We start from the raw sequence: 17,749 nt of genomic DNA, 5'->3' as shown, positions 1-17,749 counted from the left end.
CTTCCGCCCGGAATGCGTCGATCGATCGCGGTCGGTCGCTCGAGCGTGGTCGAGAAGTTGGCGCGCGGTTAACCTCGAGGAATGGGGACCGTCGATCGACCTACCCCACCAGTTGCCTCCACACCGGCTCAGGGGATGGACAACACCTCGGTGTCGACCTACCGCGCCCGGCTCCGGCCGGGCGAAGACGTCGTCAACCCAGCCACATGGGCCGGCCGGATACCCCACACCGGAGGTATCGCACCACGACTGAGAGCCGGCCGGGACCGATGGTTCAACGTGCTCTGGTTGCTTCCGATCGGATTCTTCGCACTGATCACCGCGATCGCGGTCGCCAAGGGCGCGCACAACGTCCCGGCCATCCAGGATTTCATGGCGCGCTATCCCGGGACGCGGATCCCGGACGGCATCGACCCGAGTCCGGGCATTCCCGCCTGGGTCGACTGGCAACATTTCTTCAATCTCTTTCTGATGATCTTCATCCTCCGATCGGGGATCCAGATATTCGTCGATCACCCACGGTTGTATTTCAGCAGAGACTGCACCCCGGGAACCGAATGGCTACGCGTTCAGCATCGCGTCCCATCCGACCCGCTGTGGACCGCGAAGGAGGATTCCGTAGGGCTGCCGCGGCACGTCGGACTGCCCGGAATCAGACACTCGATCGGTCTGGCCAGGTGGTGGCATCTCGGCGCCGACGTCCTCTGGGTGATCAACGGCGCGATCTTCTACATCCTGCTTTTCACCACCGGCCAGTGGCGACACCTCGTCCCCACCAGCTGGGATGTCTTCCCGAATGCCGTGACGGTACTGATCCGTTACCTGTCGCTCGACTGGCCCACCGGCAACGGCTGGGTGGCCTACAACAGCCTGCAGCTACTGGCCTACTTCCTGACCGTCTTCGTCGCCGCGCCCCTGGCGATCCTCACCGGCCTCGGTATGTCACCAGCCCTGTCGACCCGATTCACCTGGATCAGCAAACCGCTGAACATCCAGCTCGTACGTTCCCTGCATTTCCTGGTGATGCTCTGGTTTTTGCTGTTCATCGCCATCCACGTCACGTTCGTCGTGACCACCGGCGCGCTGCGCAATCTCAACCACATGTTTGCCGGCCGCGACGACGAAAGCTGGATCGGCTTCGCAGTTTTCACCGTGGCGATGGCTGTCGTCGTGGTCGGCTGGGTGGCTGCCACACCCTTCACTTTCCGCCATCCGCGGACCGTCCAACGCGTCGGGTACGCCCTGATCGGACCGCTGCAACGCCTGTTCGAGTACGCCGACCCGAAACCGGGCGCATACACCGACAAGGACATCTCACCGTACCTGTGGCACAACGGCACCTACCCGGACAGCGACGAGTACAAGCGAATGTCCGAGACCGGGTTCATCGACTACCGATTGCGCATCTGCGGTCAGGTGGCGAATCCCGTCGAACTATCTCTCGAACAGTTGCGTGCGCTGCCGTACCACCGACAAACCACCCAGCACTTCTGTATCCAGGGCTGGTCCGGAGTGGCCACCTGGGGCGGGGTCTCGATGCAGACCATCCTCGACCTCGTCGAGCCACTCCCGAAGGCCGAATGGGTGATCTTCTACTCTCTCGCCGAAGGCTCCGACGGCGGCACGTACTACGACGCGCACGCGATCGAACAGATGACTCACCACCTGACGATGCTCGCCTATGACATGAACGGTGCGCCGCTGACCTTCGGGCACGGTGCGCCGTTGCGCCTGCGAAACGAACTGCAGCACGGCTTCAAGCATGTCAAGTGGGTCGCGGCGATCGAATTCGTCACCCATTTCTCGGAAGTCGGTGGTGGGCACGGCGGCTACAACGAAGACCACGAGTATTACGGCTACCGACAGTCACTCTAGATGCGACACGTCACGATTCATCAGTGACTCGACCTGACTACCGGCCACTGATCCACGATCCGCAAAGTAGCACCATGATGGCCGGAGTGGTCCTACACCGCTAGCTCGTCGCAGGCGGGCGGCGAACCGTCACATCGGCCACCACACCCGAATACCTTTCGATCTGCACCAAGGCGAGCTGGCCGGTACAGCCCTGGCTCAGCGTGGATGCGGGTCGGTCCGCGGTCAGCGCGTTCGGATTGCCGTGACGGCAGAACGTCGGATCTGCCGGGTCCGGGTCATACCACGCGCCGGTGGACAGCTGGGCGACGCCCACCCGCACCGCGTCATCGATGATGAGCCCGGCCAGGCAGCTGCCGCGATCATTGAAGATCCGGACGATCTCACCACCATTCAGGCCACGCGCCGCAGCGTCCGACGGATGTAACCGAACCGGTTCACGCCCACCGATTTTCGCCGACTGACTGTGCGTGCCGACATCGAGCTGGCTGTGCAGCTTGGTGCGCGGCTGGTTCGCCACCAACTGCAGCGGGAATTGTGTCGCGGCCATACCGCCCAGCCACTCCTCGGGCTCCAGCCACACCGGGTGACCCGGGCAGTCCGGGTACCCGAAACCGTCGATGGTCTCGGAAAAGATCTCGATCTTCCCGCTCGGCGTCGTGAGCGGGAAGCGGTCCGGGTCACCGCGGAACTGCGCGGCCAGCACCTGATCGGGTTCGGGCACCGGAAGCTCGATGCTCTCACTCGCCCAGAACAGATCGAAACCGGGCAGGTCGTGCCCCGCGGCGGACTGGACGAGCCGCCAATCCTCATACAGGTGACGCAACCACTCGTCCACGGTGCGACCTTCGGTGAATTCCTTGCCGACGCCGAGTCGCCCGGCCAGCTCGGCAAACATCCAGTGGTCATCGCGCGCCGCACCGTGCGGCCGGGTGAGCGCCCGCATCGGGAAGAACATCCGGTCTCCCTCCCCCACACCGAAGTCGTCCCGCTCGATGGACATGGTCGACGGCAGCACGATGTCGGCGTGCCGCGCGGTGGCCGTCCAGAACGCATCGTGCACCACCACCGTGTCCGGACAGGCGAAAGCCTGACGCAACCGCGCGAGATCCTGATGGTGATGAAACGGGTTTCCGCCGCACCAGTACACGAGCCGGATATCGGGGTACACCAAATTCTGGCCGTTGTACCGGTAGGACACACCGGGATTCAGCAGCATGTCGGCGATCCGCGCGACCGGGATGAAGGTCTCGACACCGTTGCGTCCCTGCGGCAATCGCGGCACCGGAATGCGCGCCGGTTCACCGAGGTCGGCGGTCGACCCGTAACCGTGCCCGAAACCACCACCGGGCAGCCCGATCTGACCCAGCATCGCCGCGAGCACCACACCCAACCACAGTGGCTGCTCACCGTACTGTGCGCGCTGCAGCGACCAGCTCACCGTCACCAACGTCCGCGCGGCGGCCATCTCGCGCGCCAGCGTCCGGACGCGGTCGGCGGGCACGCCGGTGATCGCGGCGGCCCATTCCGGATCCTTCGTGACGCCGTCCGTCGCACCACGCAGGTACTCGGCGAAGCGGTCGTAGCCGACGGTGTACTCGCGCAGAAAGTCCTTGTCCGCCAAACCTTCCGCATCCAGCACCTGCGCCAGCGCCAGCATCATCGCCGCATCACTGCCGGGCAACGGGGCGATCCACTCGGCCGCAGCCTCGGACGGGGTGTCGTCGCGCAGCGGACTGATCGACACGAACCGGCAACCCCGCGCGCGGGCCCGGGCGATCCAGGTCCGCGCATTGTGCCGAGACACCCCACCCGGTGACACGGCCGCGTTCTTCGGCGACAAGCCGCCGAACGCGACGACCAACTCGGAGTGTGCGGCCAGCACCGTCTTCGCCGTCGCGTGCCGCATCACCCAGTCCATATCACCGATCACGTGCGGCAGCAGCACCGCCGATACGCCGAGGCTGTAGCTGTTGACATGGCGTACGTAGCCGCCGAGACAGTTGAGGAACCGATGCAACTGGCTCTGCGCGTGATGAAACCTCCCCGCGCTGGCCCACCCGTAGGAGCCGCCGTACACCGCCTCCGCGCCATGCTGCTGGTATACCCGCCCGAGCTCACCGGACAGCAGTTTCAACGCCCGTTCCCACGACACAGGGACGAACGGCTCCGCTCCCCGAGGAGCCGCGCCGGGCCCGTTCTCCAACCATCCCCGACGAACATACGGCTGATCGATTCTGGTCACATGATGCTGCGCGGAAGCGACGTTCTCGATCAGTGGCATCGGTTCCGGATCCCCGCCCCACGGCCGCACCGACGTCAGCCGTTCCCGTCGCTTGCGGCTTCGAACGCGCCCCAATGAGTCAGATGCGTGGTCACAAACCCCACCGTAACCGGCCGACACCGCACCGGGTCGCGGATGGACACACGGTCGACGGACAACCGGTTTGTTCCAGGACCGCGATCGCAAGGCAGCACGGGACGGCGGCAGGATGTGAGATGCCACTCGGTCCCAGCTCATCGATTCAGCTCGAGACCAGCGACGTGCCAGTATTCGAGCATGGTGTCGAATCCGCTCCCTTCACTCTCCCGTCGGCTGGCCCAGCAGCGCTGGGCGATGCGCGCGGCGCCGGTGGTGTTTCCGCTGGAGCGGCTGATCCGGCGGGTGAGCGGCGGCCAGATGGGGGTTCTGGACCTGGCCGGGTTGCCGTCGGTGCAGGTCACGGTCCCGGGATGGAAGACAGGCATTCCGCGCACGACATCGCTGTTGTATGTCCCGCATGGCGACGACTTCCTGATTCTGGGCTCCAACTGGGGCCGCCCGAAGCACCCGGTGTGGTCGACGAATATGCGCGCCGCCAACGGTGCGACAGTGCGCCATCGTGGCGAGCGTTTCCCAGTTTCGGTCACCGAGATCACCGGTGTCGACCGCAAACGCGCCTGGGACCTGGCGCTCGAGTTCTGGCCTGGTTACGCCATGGAGCACGAGTTGTCGGGCGGACGTCGGTTCCGGATCTTCCAGCTGCACCGTCTCCCCTAGTGACGACGTCGGCGAGCTCGACATCGTGGGAACGGGCGCGGCAGAGTTTCGGCGGGTGCGATGAAGCCGACCGCGGTCGAGTGGAACGGGATCTGCGTTCCACTCCGCCGAACCAGCCGGACGACGCGTTCGATCCCCACGGATGGATAGCCAGCAACCGGCGGGCAGCCAGTTTTGTCCGATACGGTGACGACATCGTCAACGCACCCGCATCCTCCCGCCTGCAGGCTTGCACCGAACCGCCCCGCAGTTGCTTCGTGCGCGGCCGGCCCCAGCGCTGCGCGCGCCCTTGGCGGTGGCGCTGACTATGCCGAAACTTCGAGATACAGCGATCGGCGTGAGCGTGCCGGAACAGGATTTCCACTGGGCCGACTCGGATGTCCACCGATACCACCGCGCAGTGGGGTGGAATCACGAACTCGACATCGCGCTGCCGACATTCGCGATGACCGCACCCGGAATGTTCGGCGTCGCCTCGCCGGAGTTCTACCGACCCGAGCCGCCCGAGGTGCGTTTTCCCGGTGTCCGGCTGAACCTCGCCACCTTGCTGCACCGGGAACAGGACATCGTGGTGCACCGACGGATCCCCGTTGCGGGAAGGGCAAGTTCTCGTAGCGAGATCGTCGAGGTCGAGGACCTCGGCACGGCGGCGGTGCTGGTCCAGCACACCACGCTCGCCGACCCCGACGGGCATCCCTTGATCACCGGGGTGTCACGCATTCACGCCCGCGGCGAGGGTGGCTGTGGTGGACCACCCGGCGCCGCAACCGCGCCGACGCCGGATCGCCGACCGGACACCTGCTCGGACCTGCCGACCACGCCACAGCAGGCACTCCGATACCAACGGTGTGGTCGCGGAAACTCCATGCGCAACAACGTGCACACCGATCCCGCTTTCGCCGAAGCCGCCGGATTTCCGATGCCCATCCTGCAAGGTGCGTGCACCTACGCCATGGTCTGCGCGACGGTGCTCGAGACGTTGGCGCAGGCCGACCCGGGCCGGGTGCGCAGGTACTCGGCCCGCTTCCTGGGCGTCGTGTTCCCCGGTGAGACATTGCGCACCCGGATGTGGGCGGACGACAGCGCGTGCCGTTTCGTCACCTCCGTCCTGGAAAGAGCCGAAAAGCCGGTGCTGTCGGGCACATTGACGATCGGTTGAGCGTCAACCCGTCGCCAGAAAGGCACCGATCGCGTCCGCCACCGCGTCGGCGTTCTCCATGTGCAGGTGGTGGCCGCCCGGCAGCGTGAGTTGCCGCAGCTTCGGCACGCTGTTGATCCGCTGCGGGTAGAAGGCCTCTTGCAACGCGGTTCGTTCCGCTGTCACCAACAGGGTCGGCGCGGTGATGTTCTGCAGGAAGGCCAGTACTTGCTCCTCATGGAAGGTCGCGGTGACGCCACGGTTGAGCCGCACATCGTGTCGCCACGAGTAGCCACCGTGCACCTCCCGCAAGTCGCGTTCGACCAAGGCTTCGGCAGTTTCCCACAGAATGTCCGCCAATTGGACACGAGCCTTGACCGCCTGGATCCGACTGCGGTACACGGGATGCTCATCGCCGCGAAGGTAGGTGTCCAGATACCGCGCGAGACCGGACACAGCCTGTTCCGGAACGACCGACAGCGGCCCGATCGCGTCGATGAGGACGAGCCGTTCGATCTTGTCCGGGTGAATGCCCGCCACCAGGGACGACAACGCACCACCGAGCGAATGGCCGACCAACTGGAAGCGTTGCCAGCCCTGGGTTTGCGCGAGTTCCAGAACACACGCCACGTAGTCGAAATAGTGGCAGGTGGCCGACGGAATGGGATCGGAAAGGCCATGCCCCGGCAGGTCGACCGCGATCAGGTCCAGATCCGGGAGTCGTCGCGCGAGCAGGTCGAAGCTCGCGCAGTTGTCCAGCAAACCGTGCAGGCACAGTGTCGGCAGTCCGCCCGCCACCCGAGATCGTTTCCCGCGCACCGTGACTCCAGCGCGGGGCAGCCGAAACGCGACGTCGTCCATGGTTGTCACCGGTCCAGCTGAGCCAGGATCTGGGCAGTCAGTTGCACCACGCTTGGCCCCTTCATCAGTTCCATGATGGTGACCTTGATACCCAGCTCCCGCTCCAGCCACGCACTGACCTCGACCGCGAGCAGTGAGTCCAGATAATCCATCAGCGGCATGTTCTCGTCCAGGGAATCCAGCGGAATACCGAGCACCCCCGCCAAACGGACCTTCAACGCCGCGGTGATCAGTCCGCTGCGCGCCTCCGGTGGCTGAATGCTCAGTTGCTGGCGTAGCGGGCTGCCCGAGTCGACCACGTCCACGTGCTCCGAGCCCGCGGTGGACAGATGTTCATAGCGCGGCTGCGCCTCCGGTTCGAGACCGTGCTGGCGGAAGAACTGCGGCCAATCCATCGGCAGTACACCGACCTGTGGAAGGCGGTCACCCCAGAGCGCGCGCAGCGCCTCGAACGCCTCGGCGGAGGTGAAGGACTCCATTCCGGTGGTCGCCACGCGGCGGCCCACGGCGTCATGCCTGGCCACATATCCGACATCCGAGAAAGCACCCCAGTTGACGGTCAGTACCCGCTGCCCGGCGGCCAGCCTGACCTGGGCCAGATGGTCGAGGAACGCGTTGGCCACGGCATAGTTGGCCTGGCCGCGGTTGCCGACCATGGAGGTCGCGGAAGAGAACAGGACAAACGCCTCCAGCGGCAGGCGCGCGGTCAGCTCGTGCAGATACCATGCGCCGAAAGCCTTGGGCGCCACGACGTTCGTCACCCGGTCCCGGTCCATATCGGTGATCAACGCGTCATCGAGAACCATGGCGCAGTGCAGCACCCCACGCAGCGGCGGCAGCTCATCTTCGATCCTGCTGAGCAGCGCGGCCACCGCGGCGCGGGAAGCGATGTCCACCGCTTCGGCGACGACCTGCACGCCGCGCAGGCGAAGCTCCGCCACTCTGGACGCGGCCACCTCGCTGGACGCGCCGGAACGACCGACCAACACGAGGTGACGCACTCCGGCGTCGACCAGACGATCGGCCATGGCCGACCCCACGCCGCCGAGGCCGCCGGTGATCGGCCACGTTCCCTCGGTGGACGGAGGTTCCGGAGCGAGCACGACAGGCACTTCACGCTCGTCCATCGCCAGCACCAGCTTGCCGATATGCCGCGCGGCCGCCAGATGCCGGAAAGCCGCTTCCGCCTGAGCCGGGTGGAAAACCCGATAGGGCAGCGGGTGCAGTTCCCCCGAAGCGAACCGTGCCATCAGCGCCTCGAACTCCGCGTGCACGGCGGCCGGCCGGTCCACCAGCAGTTGTCGCAAATCGAAGCTGAAATACGCGAGGTTGCGCAAGAAAGGCCGCAAGCCCAGCTTGTTGTCCTGCAATAGATCACGTTTGCCGAGTTCGACAAAGCGACCATACGGTGCGAGACAGGCGATGCTGCGGCTCGCGGATTCGCCCGCGATCGAGTTCAGCACCACGTCGACCCCGGCGCCATCGGTGGCCACGAGGATCTCGTCCGCGAAGTCCAATGCCCGCGAGTCGAAGACATGCCGCACGCCGAGTCTGCGCAACAGCGCCCGCTTCTCCGGACTACCGGCAGTGGCGAATACCTCCGCACCTGCCGCACAGGCGATCTGCACCGCCGCCAGACCGGTCCCTCCCGCGGCGGCGTGAATCAACACTCGCTCGCCGGCGGTGAGCCGAGCGAGCTTGTGCAGAGCATGCCACGCGGTCAAGAAACGATGGGAAGTCCGGCCGCCTCCTCGAAACTCAGGTTCGCCGGCTTCGCCACCACAGCGGTGGCGGCCACGGTGAGATGGCTCGCCAATGTGCCCTGCGCCGCGTTGACGGCCACCACCGCGTCGCCGACGGCAATCCCGCTGACACCGGCGCCGACCCGTGCGACGATGCCCGCGCATTCCGCGCCGAAACGGCACCCGCCCGCCGATTCCAGCGGCGGCACCTGACCGAGGGCGATCATCACGTCGAGGAAGTTCACGCCGGCAGCGGCGATCTCGATCTCCACCTCGCCGGCTGCGGGCGCGACGCGCTTGCACACGCGGTATCGCACTTCGTCCAATGACCCGGGAACTTCCGTGGTCAGCGCGAATGCGGTGCCGGGCGGAAGATCCCGCGCCGGGATGGTCTCGGGATCCGACGATCGCGGAACGAGCCTGCGCACGAACCGCTCACCCGCGCGCAGTGCGATCTCCCGTTCGTTGTCGTCGGTACGCAACTCCGCCCAGACCGCGTCCGATTCGCCCGGGCCGGGCGTCGGATCCAGGTCGATGGCGGTATAGCGCAGCTGTGGCAGTTCGAGCCCGACCACGGCGCCCAGACCCCACACCGCCGACGCGGACAGGTCGATCTCGTTGTTGCGGAAAGAATGCGCTCCGCGAGTCAGTACATACAGCCGAGGCCAGTGTTGGGACTCTTTACGGCACACACGCTGGAGCAGGTCGATCACTCCGAGTGACAATTCGGTCAGGGCCCGCTCCAGCGGCAGACCACGCGCGCCACGCAGATCGATGATCCCTTCCGGCTCCAAGGCCTCGAGATCACGCTCGGCACGGTTGCTCATGAGGGTGGCGCGGCCACCGTGCGCGCCGATCCGCGCGGCCAGTTCCGCACCGAGCGGATCGTCGCCGTCCAGGATCAGCCAATCGCCGAAACCATCGGCCGCTGCGCCACCGGGACCACCGGTCGGCTCTGCCTCCGGAGCGCGAGCCAGGAGAATCGATTGCGAACCGGAACCGAGGTGATCGGGATCCCCGAGCGCAGCGACATCGTCGAAGTCCAGCGAGCGCAACAGGTCCTGCCATTCCTGCGCCGACAGTAGCGGACCGTCCGGGCGCAGCCGCAGGTCGCGGAAGGACCACCAGCCCGCGGTGAGGCCGAAGGTGAGATCGAGCCACGGGGTGTCGGGGGCTGCCTCGATCAACAGCAGCAGACCACCCGGAGCGAGCATTTCTTGCAGGTAGAGCAGGGACTTCTTGGCATCGGCGGTGGCATGCACGACGTCGGACGCCACGACTACGTCGAACGAGCCCGAGGCGAAATCCTGTGTCTGCAGGTCGTGTACGAGGTCCAGCACACGATAGTCGACGAAATCGTAGTCCCAAAACCGTTCCCGCGCGGCCGCGACGAACACAGGCGATACATCGGTGAATACGTACTCGCACTGTTGCTCGCAGAGCGCTGGAAGCTGGCTCGCAGTCAACCCGCCCGTCCCACCGCCAACTTCCAGCACACGAAGCGTTCGTCGCCGGTCCGCGGCCTCGGCGACTCGCTGGAGGACGTGTTTGGCAAGCACGTTGTAGAAGCGGGCCACCGGCGAGGTGTGGTAAATGGGCTCGGCCTCGGCGGAGGACCCGGCCGGGAACAGCAGTTCCAGGGGATCGACCGCGCCGGTCAGCACGTCATGCAGCCGAGCACCGGTGCGATGCAGCAGCAACAGCTCCCAGGCGCACGAAGGATGCCGGGTGAACAGTTCGGCCCACAACGTTTCCGGATCGGATTCGTCGGTTCGTTCCCTCCGGTAACGGTCGCCGTGCTCGCTCATCGCACCGTCGGCGACCAGAAGCCGCAGCAGGCCCTGAAACGCGCGGTGGTATCGGGGCAGCAGCGAGGGGATCTCGTCCACCGCGAACTCGGCGCCCGGCGCGAACTCCCGGAGGCATTCGGCCACGTACGCGGTACACAGTCGACGCACATCCCGCTGATACGCGCCGGCGTAGACCCGTCGGTCCAGGCGATCGGCGACCTGGCGGCGGAGGGGTTCGAGCTCCCCGGCCAGCTCGGCGGGCCCAAGGGTGACCGCGCTGCGCTCGGCATCACCCTCCGAATCCCGACCTGGCCAGACAAGTCGTCGAGGAAGTGCTACGACTCGAGGCACCCGCGCAATACAGCGTGCGGGTGGCCAGGGAGACGACCCAGCTGGCAGGTCAGGAGCTGCGTAAAAAGACTCCGGTGGTCACGCTGTTGGCCGCCGCCAACCGCGACCCTTCGGTATTCTCCGAACCGGAACGATTCGATCTCGGCCGAACGAACGCACGCGACCACATATCGTTCGCCACCGGCGTGCACTACTGCATCGGCGCCGGACTGGCCCGCTTGGAAGGCCAGATCGCATTGCGCGCACTGTTCGAGCGGTTTCCCCGAATCAGCGTGACCGGTCCGGCACGCTACTGCCCGTCCCGGGTCATCCGCGGCCCGCAACACCTGCCGGTCCGCTGCCGCTAGGCGTACCGCGCGATCTTGCCACGAACGCTCCCCATGCCTGCCCTCGGACCAGTACTGCTGGACACGCCTCGGCGTCAGCTCCCCAGAACTGACGCGTCGATCGAAAGTCCGATGTAGGCATTTCCCCCATGTGAGCACACGACCTCTCCGACGAGAATCGGAAGCGCGGGAGGACACATATGTCGACTCCGGAAGGGAGCGTCAACCGCAAGACGATACCCGCCAAGGACGATCGCGACCCCTGCGACGCACAACGGAGTGAAGTCGAGGTCGAGCAACGATGCTCGGTGGGGTCGTAGTTCCGACCCGAAAGTTCTCCATACCCGACGGGTATCCGAGTACTAACGGCGACGGGGACCGTCGACATGCACATCGAATCAGGAAACGGTATATCCGATGACCGAACTATTGCCTCTTGCATACGGATACTTGCGAGATGACTTGCTCCGGGCACACGACCGAAAGTCGAGTGAAGACCTACTACGGACCGCTGCAGAGTCGCTCGGCTACGAGCTGGGCACCGTGTTCTACGAGCCGGCACCTCTGACTGGGACTCTTCCCCCGGCGTTCGCCGACCTTGTCCAGGAATGTCGGCGAGCCGCAGCGAACGCCGTGATCACATTGCACGGACACCTGTCGAATATGCCCGTATGCCGGATGGTCCTGCCGGCGGCCCTCGGAGTACGCGCCGATGCCGCGGTGCACGAAGTCGGCCCCTGAATCCGATTCGGCAGGTCTTCTCTGCCGAACTCGCCGGGGCCGATCGTCGTGCGTACAGCGCGATAGCCATCGCTGACATGGACAAATACTCGAAGCCGCGGTCCAGTCGCGATCCGGTATGTCCGCGTGCGGTGCCGCGGCTCGCTAGACGCGCCCCGTCTCACCCCACCGGATCCAGTTCGCAGGATTCCGTCGAACCGATCCCGAGCTTGTCCGCTACCGACGCGATCGCCATCCGCTCCGTCTGATACTCACCGACCTCAGCGACCACGCCGACCGCACTCACCCGACTGCAGCTGGTGTGTCCACGATCGCGACATCCCGCCGCTGTGACCGGGGGGCATATCGTAGGCATTTCCCCCATATCCACAATGCAAACGACTTGCGACGATCGCATCCCACAGACGGCACAACCCAGAACCGCAAACACAATTCTTCTGTCATCAGAATCGCCAGTGCCCGCCCACCGGGAAATCTTGCTCCCCCGCCGGTAGACAGATCAACAGCATCTGCGAAATATAAATCCGCACAGCCGCATGGCAGCGCGTATATGGAAGCATTTTCGTTCTGCTCACGCACGTATTACGCACATGCATTTCGAATAAATGTGAAGCAGGAGTTTTTCCGATGGAGATTGTTCTTTCCGAAAATGAGACACAGCACCAACAAGATATCGAAAGACGTGAACTGTCCGTCGGCGCAGGCCAGGCAGTCCGCTCGCTCGCCAGAGAGATATGCGCCTTACTCGATGCCGCGATCGTCGATCCGGCCGCCGCGGCGCGCACCCTCACGGATCCGGTGCTCATCGACCAGATCGACACCCGCGTCGCGGAACTGCCCGCCGAGGTACGCCATGTGATGCGTCCGCCCGCCACCGCGGCGGGAGCCACCATCGTCAGCCGTCTTCCGCTGGCAGACAATGAAATCGGGCCCACGCCACCGAGCTGGCGGGACGCTGCGGTCTGGAGCGGCGATCCGGTGTGGCGCGCGCACTCGTTCGAACTCGACCTCGTCATGCTGCTGCTCGCGCGCAGCGCGGGCGAGCCGTTCGGCTGGGACGGTCAACAGGACGGCCGGCTCGTCAACAACATCATCCCAGCGCTCGGCCACGAGTACGAACAATCCGGCGCGAGCAGCAAAGTACTGCTGAGTCCGCACACCGAAGACGCATTCCATCCCAGGCGGTCACACTTGCTGCTGCTGGGCTGCCTGCGCAACGCGGACTCGGTCGGCACCACGGCGTCCTCGGTACGCCGCGTCGCGCTCTCCTCTCGGGACCGCATTCAGCTGAGCACGCCCACCCTGCCGATCCTGCCGGACGTGTCCTACGGCGCCGACCTGACCGGACACTCGGCGCCAACTGTTCCCACTCTCTGGACCGCGACCGACGCCACCGAACAGACGGTGCGCTACGACCCCGCGTACACCCCCCTCGCAGAGGCCGACCCCGAATTCCGTGCGGCATACGACCGGCTCACCGCTGAGTTCGAGCGTGTCTGCGTGACCGCTGTGCTCGCGCCGGGCGAAGTGCTGCTGTTGGACAACGACGTCGCAGTGCACGGCCGGGTGCCGTTCACCCCGCGGTACGACGGCACTGATCGGTGGCTGAAACGAGTGAACATTTGGCTTCCGGAACGACAGCGGCGGAACGAGGAGGCCAGCGAGAATGGTTATGGTCAATGTATCGTCGCGCCGTTTCGGGCGGCACGAGCATTGCAGGCCGAGCGCGGTACTCAGGAACAAGTTCGTACAGTCCCACACCCTCGTGCTGGCGAGTGAACCGATCGAGTTGATCGACATCACTACATCCTCGGCAGCGGCCATGGAATACCGACCGGATCACCGCCGTCGCAGAACTACTCGATCAGCTCGCATCGCTGCTTGCCGTCCGAGCCGATTACGGAGTTCCCGTCACCATCAAATCGGGTCTTCCATCCTTGGCGTCGACGTCAGCGATCCGAGATCGCCCCGGCTTCCGCGGGATCGTCACACCCGAGCCGAACCCGCTGACTCACTGGAGACGGCAAAACGATGACGCGGACTGTATCGGCCCTACAGCGGCCACGTGCCCTCTGTCGCTCTCGTATCAGCATGCGTCTTCGTCCGCGCGTCAGGATCGTGACCATGCCTGGGCCCGGAGCCTCCCCGGACATCCTGGAGCACTGAATGCGTGGCCGGCTGCAGCCGGGTGCAGGTCGAGTCCGCCATCCGCTCGGTCGAGCGATTGCCGCGAATCCGGTGCCGCATTTCGCTACGACCTCGAGGTGGCGGCGGTTACGAGCGTGCCGACACGGACTTTGTGCCCGAGCGTCATGAAAGTTTATTTCCATGCAGAAACATCCGTCCGCGCCGCCCATCCACTCGAGCAGATCGCGCGGAATGCACCACCGAATTCTCCTGCACAGCACGCATCGTTGGCCACATTGGCCGAAGTCGCGTCCCGATATGGACCGACACGTGGCCATCGGTCCGGTCCCGGACGCCTGCGCACGCGCACGCGCCACACTGCGCTTCGCCGAGCCGCGGGTCGGAGTGCCCACATCACTGCTCGTGATCGTCGCCATGGTCAGTGTCCATCTCGGTGCGGTCATCGCCAAGCATCTGTTCTCGATCGGTTCGCCAACAACTGTGGCGTGTGTCCGGCTCGTGTTGGCAGGCGTATTCGCCATGCTGCTGTGGCGACCGTCGCTACGGGTAGAGCGCACGGCGCTGGTGCCGATCGCCGCGCTCGGCGTGGCCATGGCGGCCATGAACCTGTGTTTCTATGCTGCGCTACACCGTATTCCGCTGGGTATGGCGGTGACCATCGATTTACTCGGCCCACTCGCGATCGCCTTGATCGGATCACGGCGCTGGCGCGACGCGTTGTGGGTGGCGTTCGGAGGTGGGGGTGTGCTGCTGCTGGTAGACGGCGGAGGGCCGGTTTCGTGGAGCGGCGTGCTGTTCGCGGCCGTGGCCGGGGCGGGCTGGGGCGCCTATATCGCATGCAGCGCCGTGGTCGGCAGACATACCGCTGGCAATGACGGACTCGCACTGGCCATGGGCTTCAGCGGACTCCTGGCGCTGCCGCTGGTGGTCGCGGACGATGCTGCGGTCCTGGTGAATCCGGAATTCATCGCGTGGGCCGCAGCCGTCGCCGTCCTATCGTCTCTGGTGCCGAATGCCATCGAACTGGCGGCCCTGCGCCGGATCCCGTCGGCGGTGTTCGGTGTGATGATGAGCCTGGACCCCGTGGTGGCGGCGGGCATCGGTTTAATACTGCTCGGGGAGAATTTGCGGGTGACCCAGTGGTTGGGTATCAGCTTGGTGGCCGTGGCATGCGTCGGCGCCGCCTGGAGTCCGCCGCAGTCCGTGGATCGCATCGGCTCGACCCGGCAGGGCGAAACCCGCGATCGTCGGACCGAGGCGCCGCTGCGCCATATCACCGAGACGGCGTCCTGAATCGTCGGGGCAGTTCCCGCACCACGATTAGCGACCATAGCCCGCCGAGCGACTACCGCAGCTCCGCAGCGAGTGTCCTCTCGCTGCCACTAGTAGGTTCTGTGTCGAAGTGAGGTGGGGGTGGCGCCGCTGCGCGGTGCCAGGCCAGAACGAATACCGGAGACCTCGTGCCCAGCGTAGCGGTGGCGGGACGGGCGGATCTCACCGATGCCCAGTGGGCGCGGTTGGAGCCGTTGCTGCCTCGTGGGAAGAAGGCGGGACGCCCGCCTGCGCGAACCAAACGGCAGTTCATCGACGGGATCAGGTGGCCCACGAGGGTCGGTTGCCCGTAGCGCGACGTGCCACCGCAGTACGGATCCTGGTCGGCGATCTATGGATTGTTCCGCCGCTGGCAGCGCGGCGGGGTGTGGCTGGTGATCTGGAAACTGTTGCAGGTCTTCGCTGGAGCGGCGGGCGCGATCCGGTGGCAGGTGAGCGTGGACTCGACGATCGTGCGGGCCCATCAGCACGCTGCCGGTGCCCGCCGCGATGGTGCCGGTCAGGCCGAACCGCCGGGCGGCGACAGTGGGCCCGAGCCTGCCGATCATGGATTGGGCCGGTCACGAGGCGGGTGGACGAGCAAGCTGCATCTGGCGTGTGAGCAGGGCTGCCGGTCGCTGGCATTACTGGTCACCGCTGGTCAGGCCGCCGACAGTCCGCTGTTCACGACCGTGCTCGACGCGATCGAGGTCGGAAAGCTCGCCGACAAGGCGTACTCCAGCCGCCGCAACCGAGACTGGCTGCGCCGGCACGGAATCAAAGCCACGATTCCCGTTCCGGCCGACCAAGCGGCCCATCGCCGGAATCGTGGCAGTGCCGGTGGCCGCTCACCCGCGTTCGACGCGGTCGTCTACCGCGACCGCAACACGGTCGAACGAAGTATCAACCAGCTCAAACGACATCGTGCCGTGGCCACCGGATTCGACGAACTCGCCGTCCGCTACCTGGCCACGATCCACGTCGCCGTGATCAACCAATGGCTCCGACACAAGTTTCAGGATTTGACGGACAACCACCGGATCGACGCTGTGCATTCGCTGAGTAAAGACCGATTCGTGGCGGAGGGCATGATGCTCGGCCAGTTCTATCCGGGGTGCTCGCAACCGGGATTGTGGAATAGAGATTTCCGCCCACTGGACGCGCCGCTCCCCATGTTGGTAGTGCGCAACATGTCCTGGATGCATGAGGATGTGAGGTCGCAGGACCCGGGCGTGCGCATGCGGGCACTGTGGACCTTGCGAACGTTCTGGAGTGACCATCCCGACACGCTTGCCGCGATCCGCGATTGTCTGACGAGCGACAGCTCGGCCGGAGTGCGATACGAGGCGATGAACGCTCTGGAAGACGGTGCCGATCCGGGCACGTTCGTTCTCGCGCTACAGGCGGTGGTCGATCCCGATGCCAAGGTTCGTGCGGCCGCGGTCGACGCTTTGGGGACATACCGCACTGTAGTCACGACTGCGATAGCTCAGGCGCTGTACGAGCGGGTCACCACCGACGACGATCCGGACGTGCGCGAGGCAGCACTGCGGACAGCCTTGCGGCCCAGCAATTCGGGGGTGCTGTGGCCCCACCACCCCGAGGCAATCAGCGGACTTCGGGAATACGTTGCGGCTGATCCCGTTGCCAAGAGTCGCCGGTTCGCGGTGTATCTCCTCGATCATTTCACCGACGACCCCGAGGTCCGCGCGCTGCTGCGCGAGATTGCCGAGCACCATCCCGACGATCGAGAGCGTCGCACGATGATGTTCAAACTCTCCGCAAGCGGTCACGACGATCCCGAAACAAAGGAGATGGTGCGGCGCATGGCGGTGGTCGACCCGTCCTGGGAGGTTCGCGCCCACGCTGTCGAAGAACTCGATTGGCAGGACGACGGCCCCGACCTGGAACTGCTGCGTGACCGCGCTGTCGTGGACACCCACGGAAATGTCCGCGGCGCGGCATGGGAAAAGTTGGCCCTCTGGACAGACCGGGAGGATATCGCCGCCCTCATTCGCCGCCGTTCCTCTGACGATCCCGACCCCGATCTCCGCGCACAACTACTCGTCGAGATTGTGCACGTCGCCCAGCGCGCAGCGGACCGCACACCCACCGTCACCTATCTGGCCACACGTGTCGAACATGACCCCGACGCCGACGTCAGACAGCTTGCGGCCGACCTCGTGGCCGATCTCACCAGCGGCGAGAAGAACATCGAGAAGCGCGAAGTCGGAACCAGGCACCGGTGGGACTGGGACTGACCATCCGAACAATCGCGACATCGCGGTCGATCTCCTGCCTGGCTTCGTAGATCACAAGTCGCGCGACGCTACTAGTGCCGCATCAGGCTACGTTTGCCCTGTTGACGATTTCGTGTAGCCGTTGGTCCTCGACGTGCTTGTTCCGCCAGATGATGTAGCGCCGAA

General features: G+C 65.4%; 12 protein-coding genes and 1 pseudogene. 8 read left to right on the top strand and 5 right to left on the bottom strand.

Annotation, left to right across the window (positions count from 1 at the left end):
- Positions 1 to 81 precede the first annotated feature (81 nt).
- Entirely contained in the window at positions 82 to 1,875 is a 1,794-nt protein-coding gene (locus AB0B25_RS26715) for a molybdopterin-dependent oxidoreductase (protein WP_357184856.1), read from the top strand.
- A 100-nt stretch (positions 1,876 to 1,975) separates the two neighbouring features.
- Here AB0B25_RS26715 and AB0B25_RS26710 read toward each other — a convergent pair whose 3' ends face one another.
- On the bottom strand, positions 1,976 to 4,159 hold the full coding sequence (locus tag AB0B25_RS26710; protein ID WP_357184854.1) for a molybdopterin-dependent oxidoreductase: 2,184 nt from the start codon (positions 4,157 to 4,159) through the stop codon (positions 1,976 to 1,978).
- A gap of 276 nt (positions 4,160 to 4,435) precedes the next feature.
- Here AB0B25_RS26710 and AB0B25_RS26705 point away from each other — a divergent pair, with 276 nt between their 5' ends.
- Positions 4,436 to 4,915 carry a nitroreductase family deazaflavin-dependent oxidoreductase gene (locus AB0B25_RS26705; protein WP_357184851.1) on the top strand — a complete coding sequence of 160 codons (480 nt, stop codon included), beginning with the start codon at positions 4,436 to 4,438 and terminating at the stop codon, positions 4,913 to 4,915.
- A gap of 337 nt (positions 4,916 to 5,252) precedes the next feature.
- Entirely contained in the window at positions 5,253 to 6,074 is an 822-nt protein-coding gene (locus tag AB0B25_RS26700; protein WP_357184849.1) for a MaoC/PaaZ C-terminal domain-containing protein, read from the top strand.
- Positions 6,075 to 6,077: 3 nt separating this feature from the next.
- Here the strand turns inward: AB0B25_RS26700 and AB0B25_RS26695 are convergent, their stop codons facing one another.
- Genes AB0B25_RS26695 through AB0B25_RS26685 form a run of 3 tightly spaced genes read right to left on the bottom strand, consistent with a single transcriptional unit; the run spans position 6,078 to position 10,797 of the window.
- Positions 6,078 to 6,914, bottom strand: a complete 837-nt coding sequence (locus tag AB0B25_RS26695; RefSeq protein ID WP_357184953.1) for an alpha/beta hydrolase — start codon at positions 6,912 to 6,914, stop codon at positions 6,078 to 6,080.
- 5 nt (positions 6,915 to 6,919) lie between these two features.
- Positions 6,920 to 8,638, bottom strand: coding sequence for an SDR family NAD(P)-dependent oxidoreductase (locus tag AB0B25_RS26690; RefSeq protein WP_357184846.1), 1,719 nt, complete (start codon positions 8,636 to 8,638; stop codon positions 6,920 to 6,922).
- Positions 8,635 to 10,797 carry a methyltransferase gene (locus AB0B25_RS26685; RefSeq protein ID WP_357184844.1) on the bottom strand — a complete coding sequence of 721 codons (2,163 nt, stop codon included), beginning with the start codon at positions 10,795 to 10,797 and terminating at the stop codon, positions 8,635 to 8,637. Before AB0B25_RS26685 ends, AB0B25_RS26690 begins: the two co-directional genes overlap by 4 nt.
- On the opposite strand from AB0B25_RS26685, the gene AB0B25_RS26680 reads away from it, so the two are divergent.
- Positions 10,779 to 11,144, top strand: a complete 366-nt coding sequence (locus AB0B25_RS26680) for a cytochrome P450 (RefSeq protein WP_357184841.1) — start codon at positions 10,779 to 10,781, stop codon at positions 11,142 to 11,144. The genes AB0B25_RS26685 and AB0B25_RS26680 overlap by 19 nt on opposite strands.
- An 880-nt stretch (positions 11,145 to 12,024) precedes the next feature.
- Here AB0B25_RS26680 and AB0B25_RS26675 read toward each other — a convergent pair.
- Positions 12,025 to 12,150, bottom strand: coding sequence for a hypothetical protein (locus tag AB0B25_RS26675; protein WP_357184838.1), 126 nt, complete (start codon positions 12,148 to 12,150; stop codon positions 12,025 to 12,027).
- A gap of 341 nt (positions 12,151 to 12,491) precedes the next feature.
- Between AB0B25_RS26675 and AB0B25_RS26670 the strand changes: the two genes are divergently transcribed.
- The 4 genes and pseudogenes from AB0B25_RS26670 to AB0B25_RS26655 all read left to right on the top strand — a co-directional run bounded on the left by AB0B25_RS26670 (position 12,492) and on the right by AB0B25_RS26655 (position 17,584).
- On the top strand, positions 12,492 to 13,643 hold the full coding sequence (locus AB0B25_RS26670) for a TauD/TfdA family dioxygenase (RefSeq protein ID WP_357184835.1): 1,152 nt from the start codon (positions 12,492 to 12,494) through the stop codon (positions 13,641 to 13,643).
- 678 nt (positions 13,644 to 14,321) lie between these two features.
- Complete coding sequence (locus tag AB0B25_RS26665; protein WP_357184832.1) at positions 14,322 to 15,305, top strand: EamA family transporter; 984 nt, start codon at positions 14,322 to 14,324, stop codon at positions 15,303 to 15,305.
- 167 nt (positions 15,306 to 15,472) lie between these two features.
- Positions 15,473 to 16,327, top strand: a pseudogene (locus AB0B25_RS26660) (IS5 family transposase); the annotation flags it as partial.
- The gene (locus tag AB0B25_RS26655; RefSeq protein ID WP_357184950.1) at positions 16,310 to 17,584 is read left to right on the top strand and encodes a HEAT repeat domain-containing protein; all 1,275 of its coding nucleotides are present in this window, start codon (positions 16,310 to 16,312) and stop codon (positions 17,582 to 17,584) included. The pseudogene AB0B25_RS26660 and the gene AB0B25_RS26655, both read left to right, overlap by 18 nt.
- Positions 17,585 to 17,749: the final 165 nt, after the last annotated feature.

Origin of the sequence: Nocardia sp. NPDC049190, from assembly GCF_040648115.1 — a bacterium.
Classification (GTDB): Bacteria; Actinomycetota; Actinomycetes; order Mycobacteriales; family Mycobacteriaceae; genus Nocardia.
Note: the sequence above shows the minus strand (reverse complement) of the source record. Positions and strands in the feature narration are given on the sequence as shown.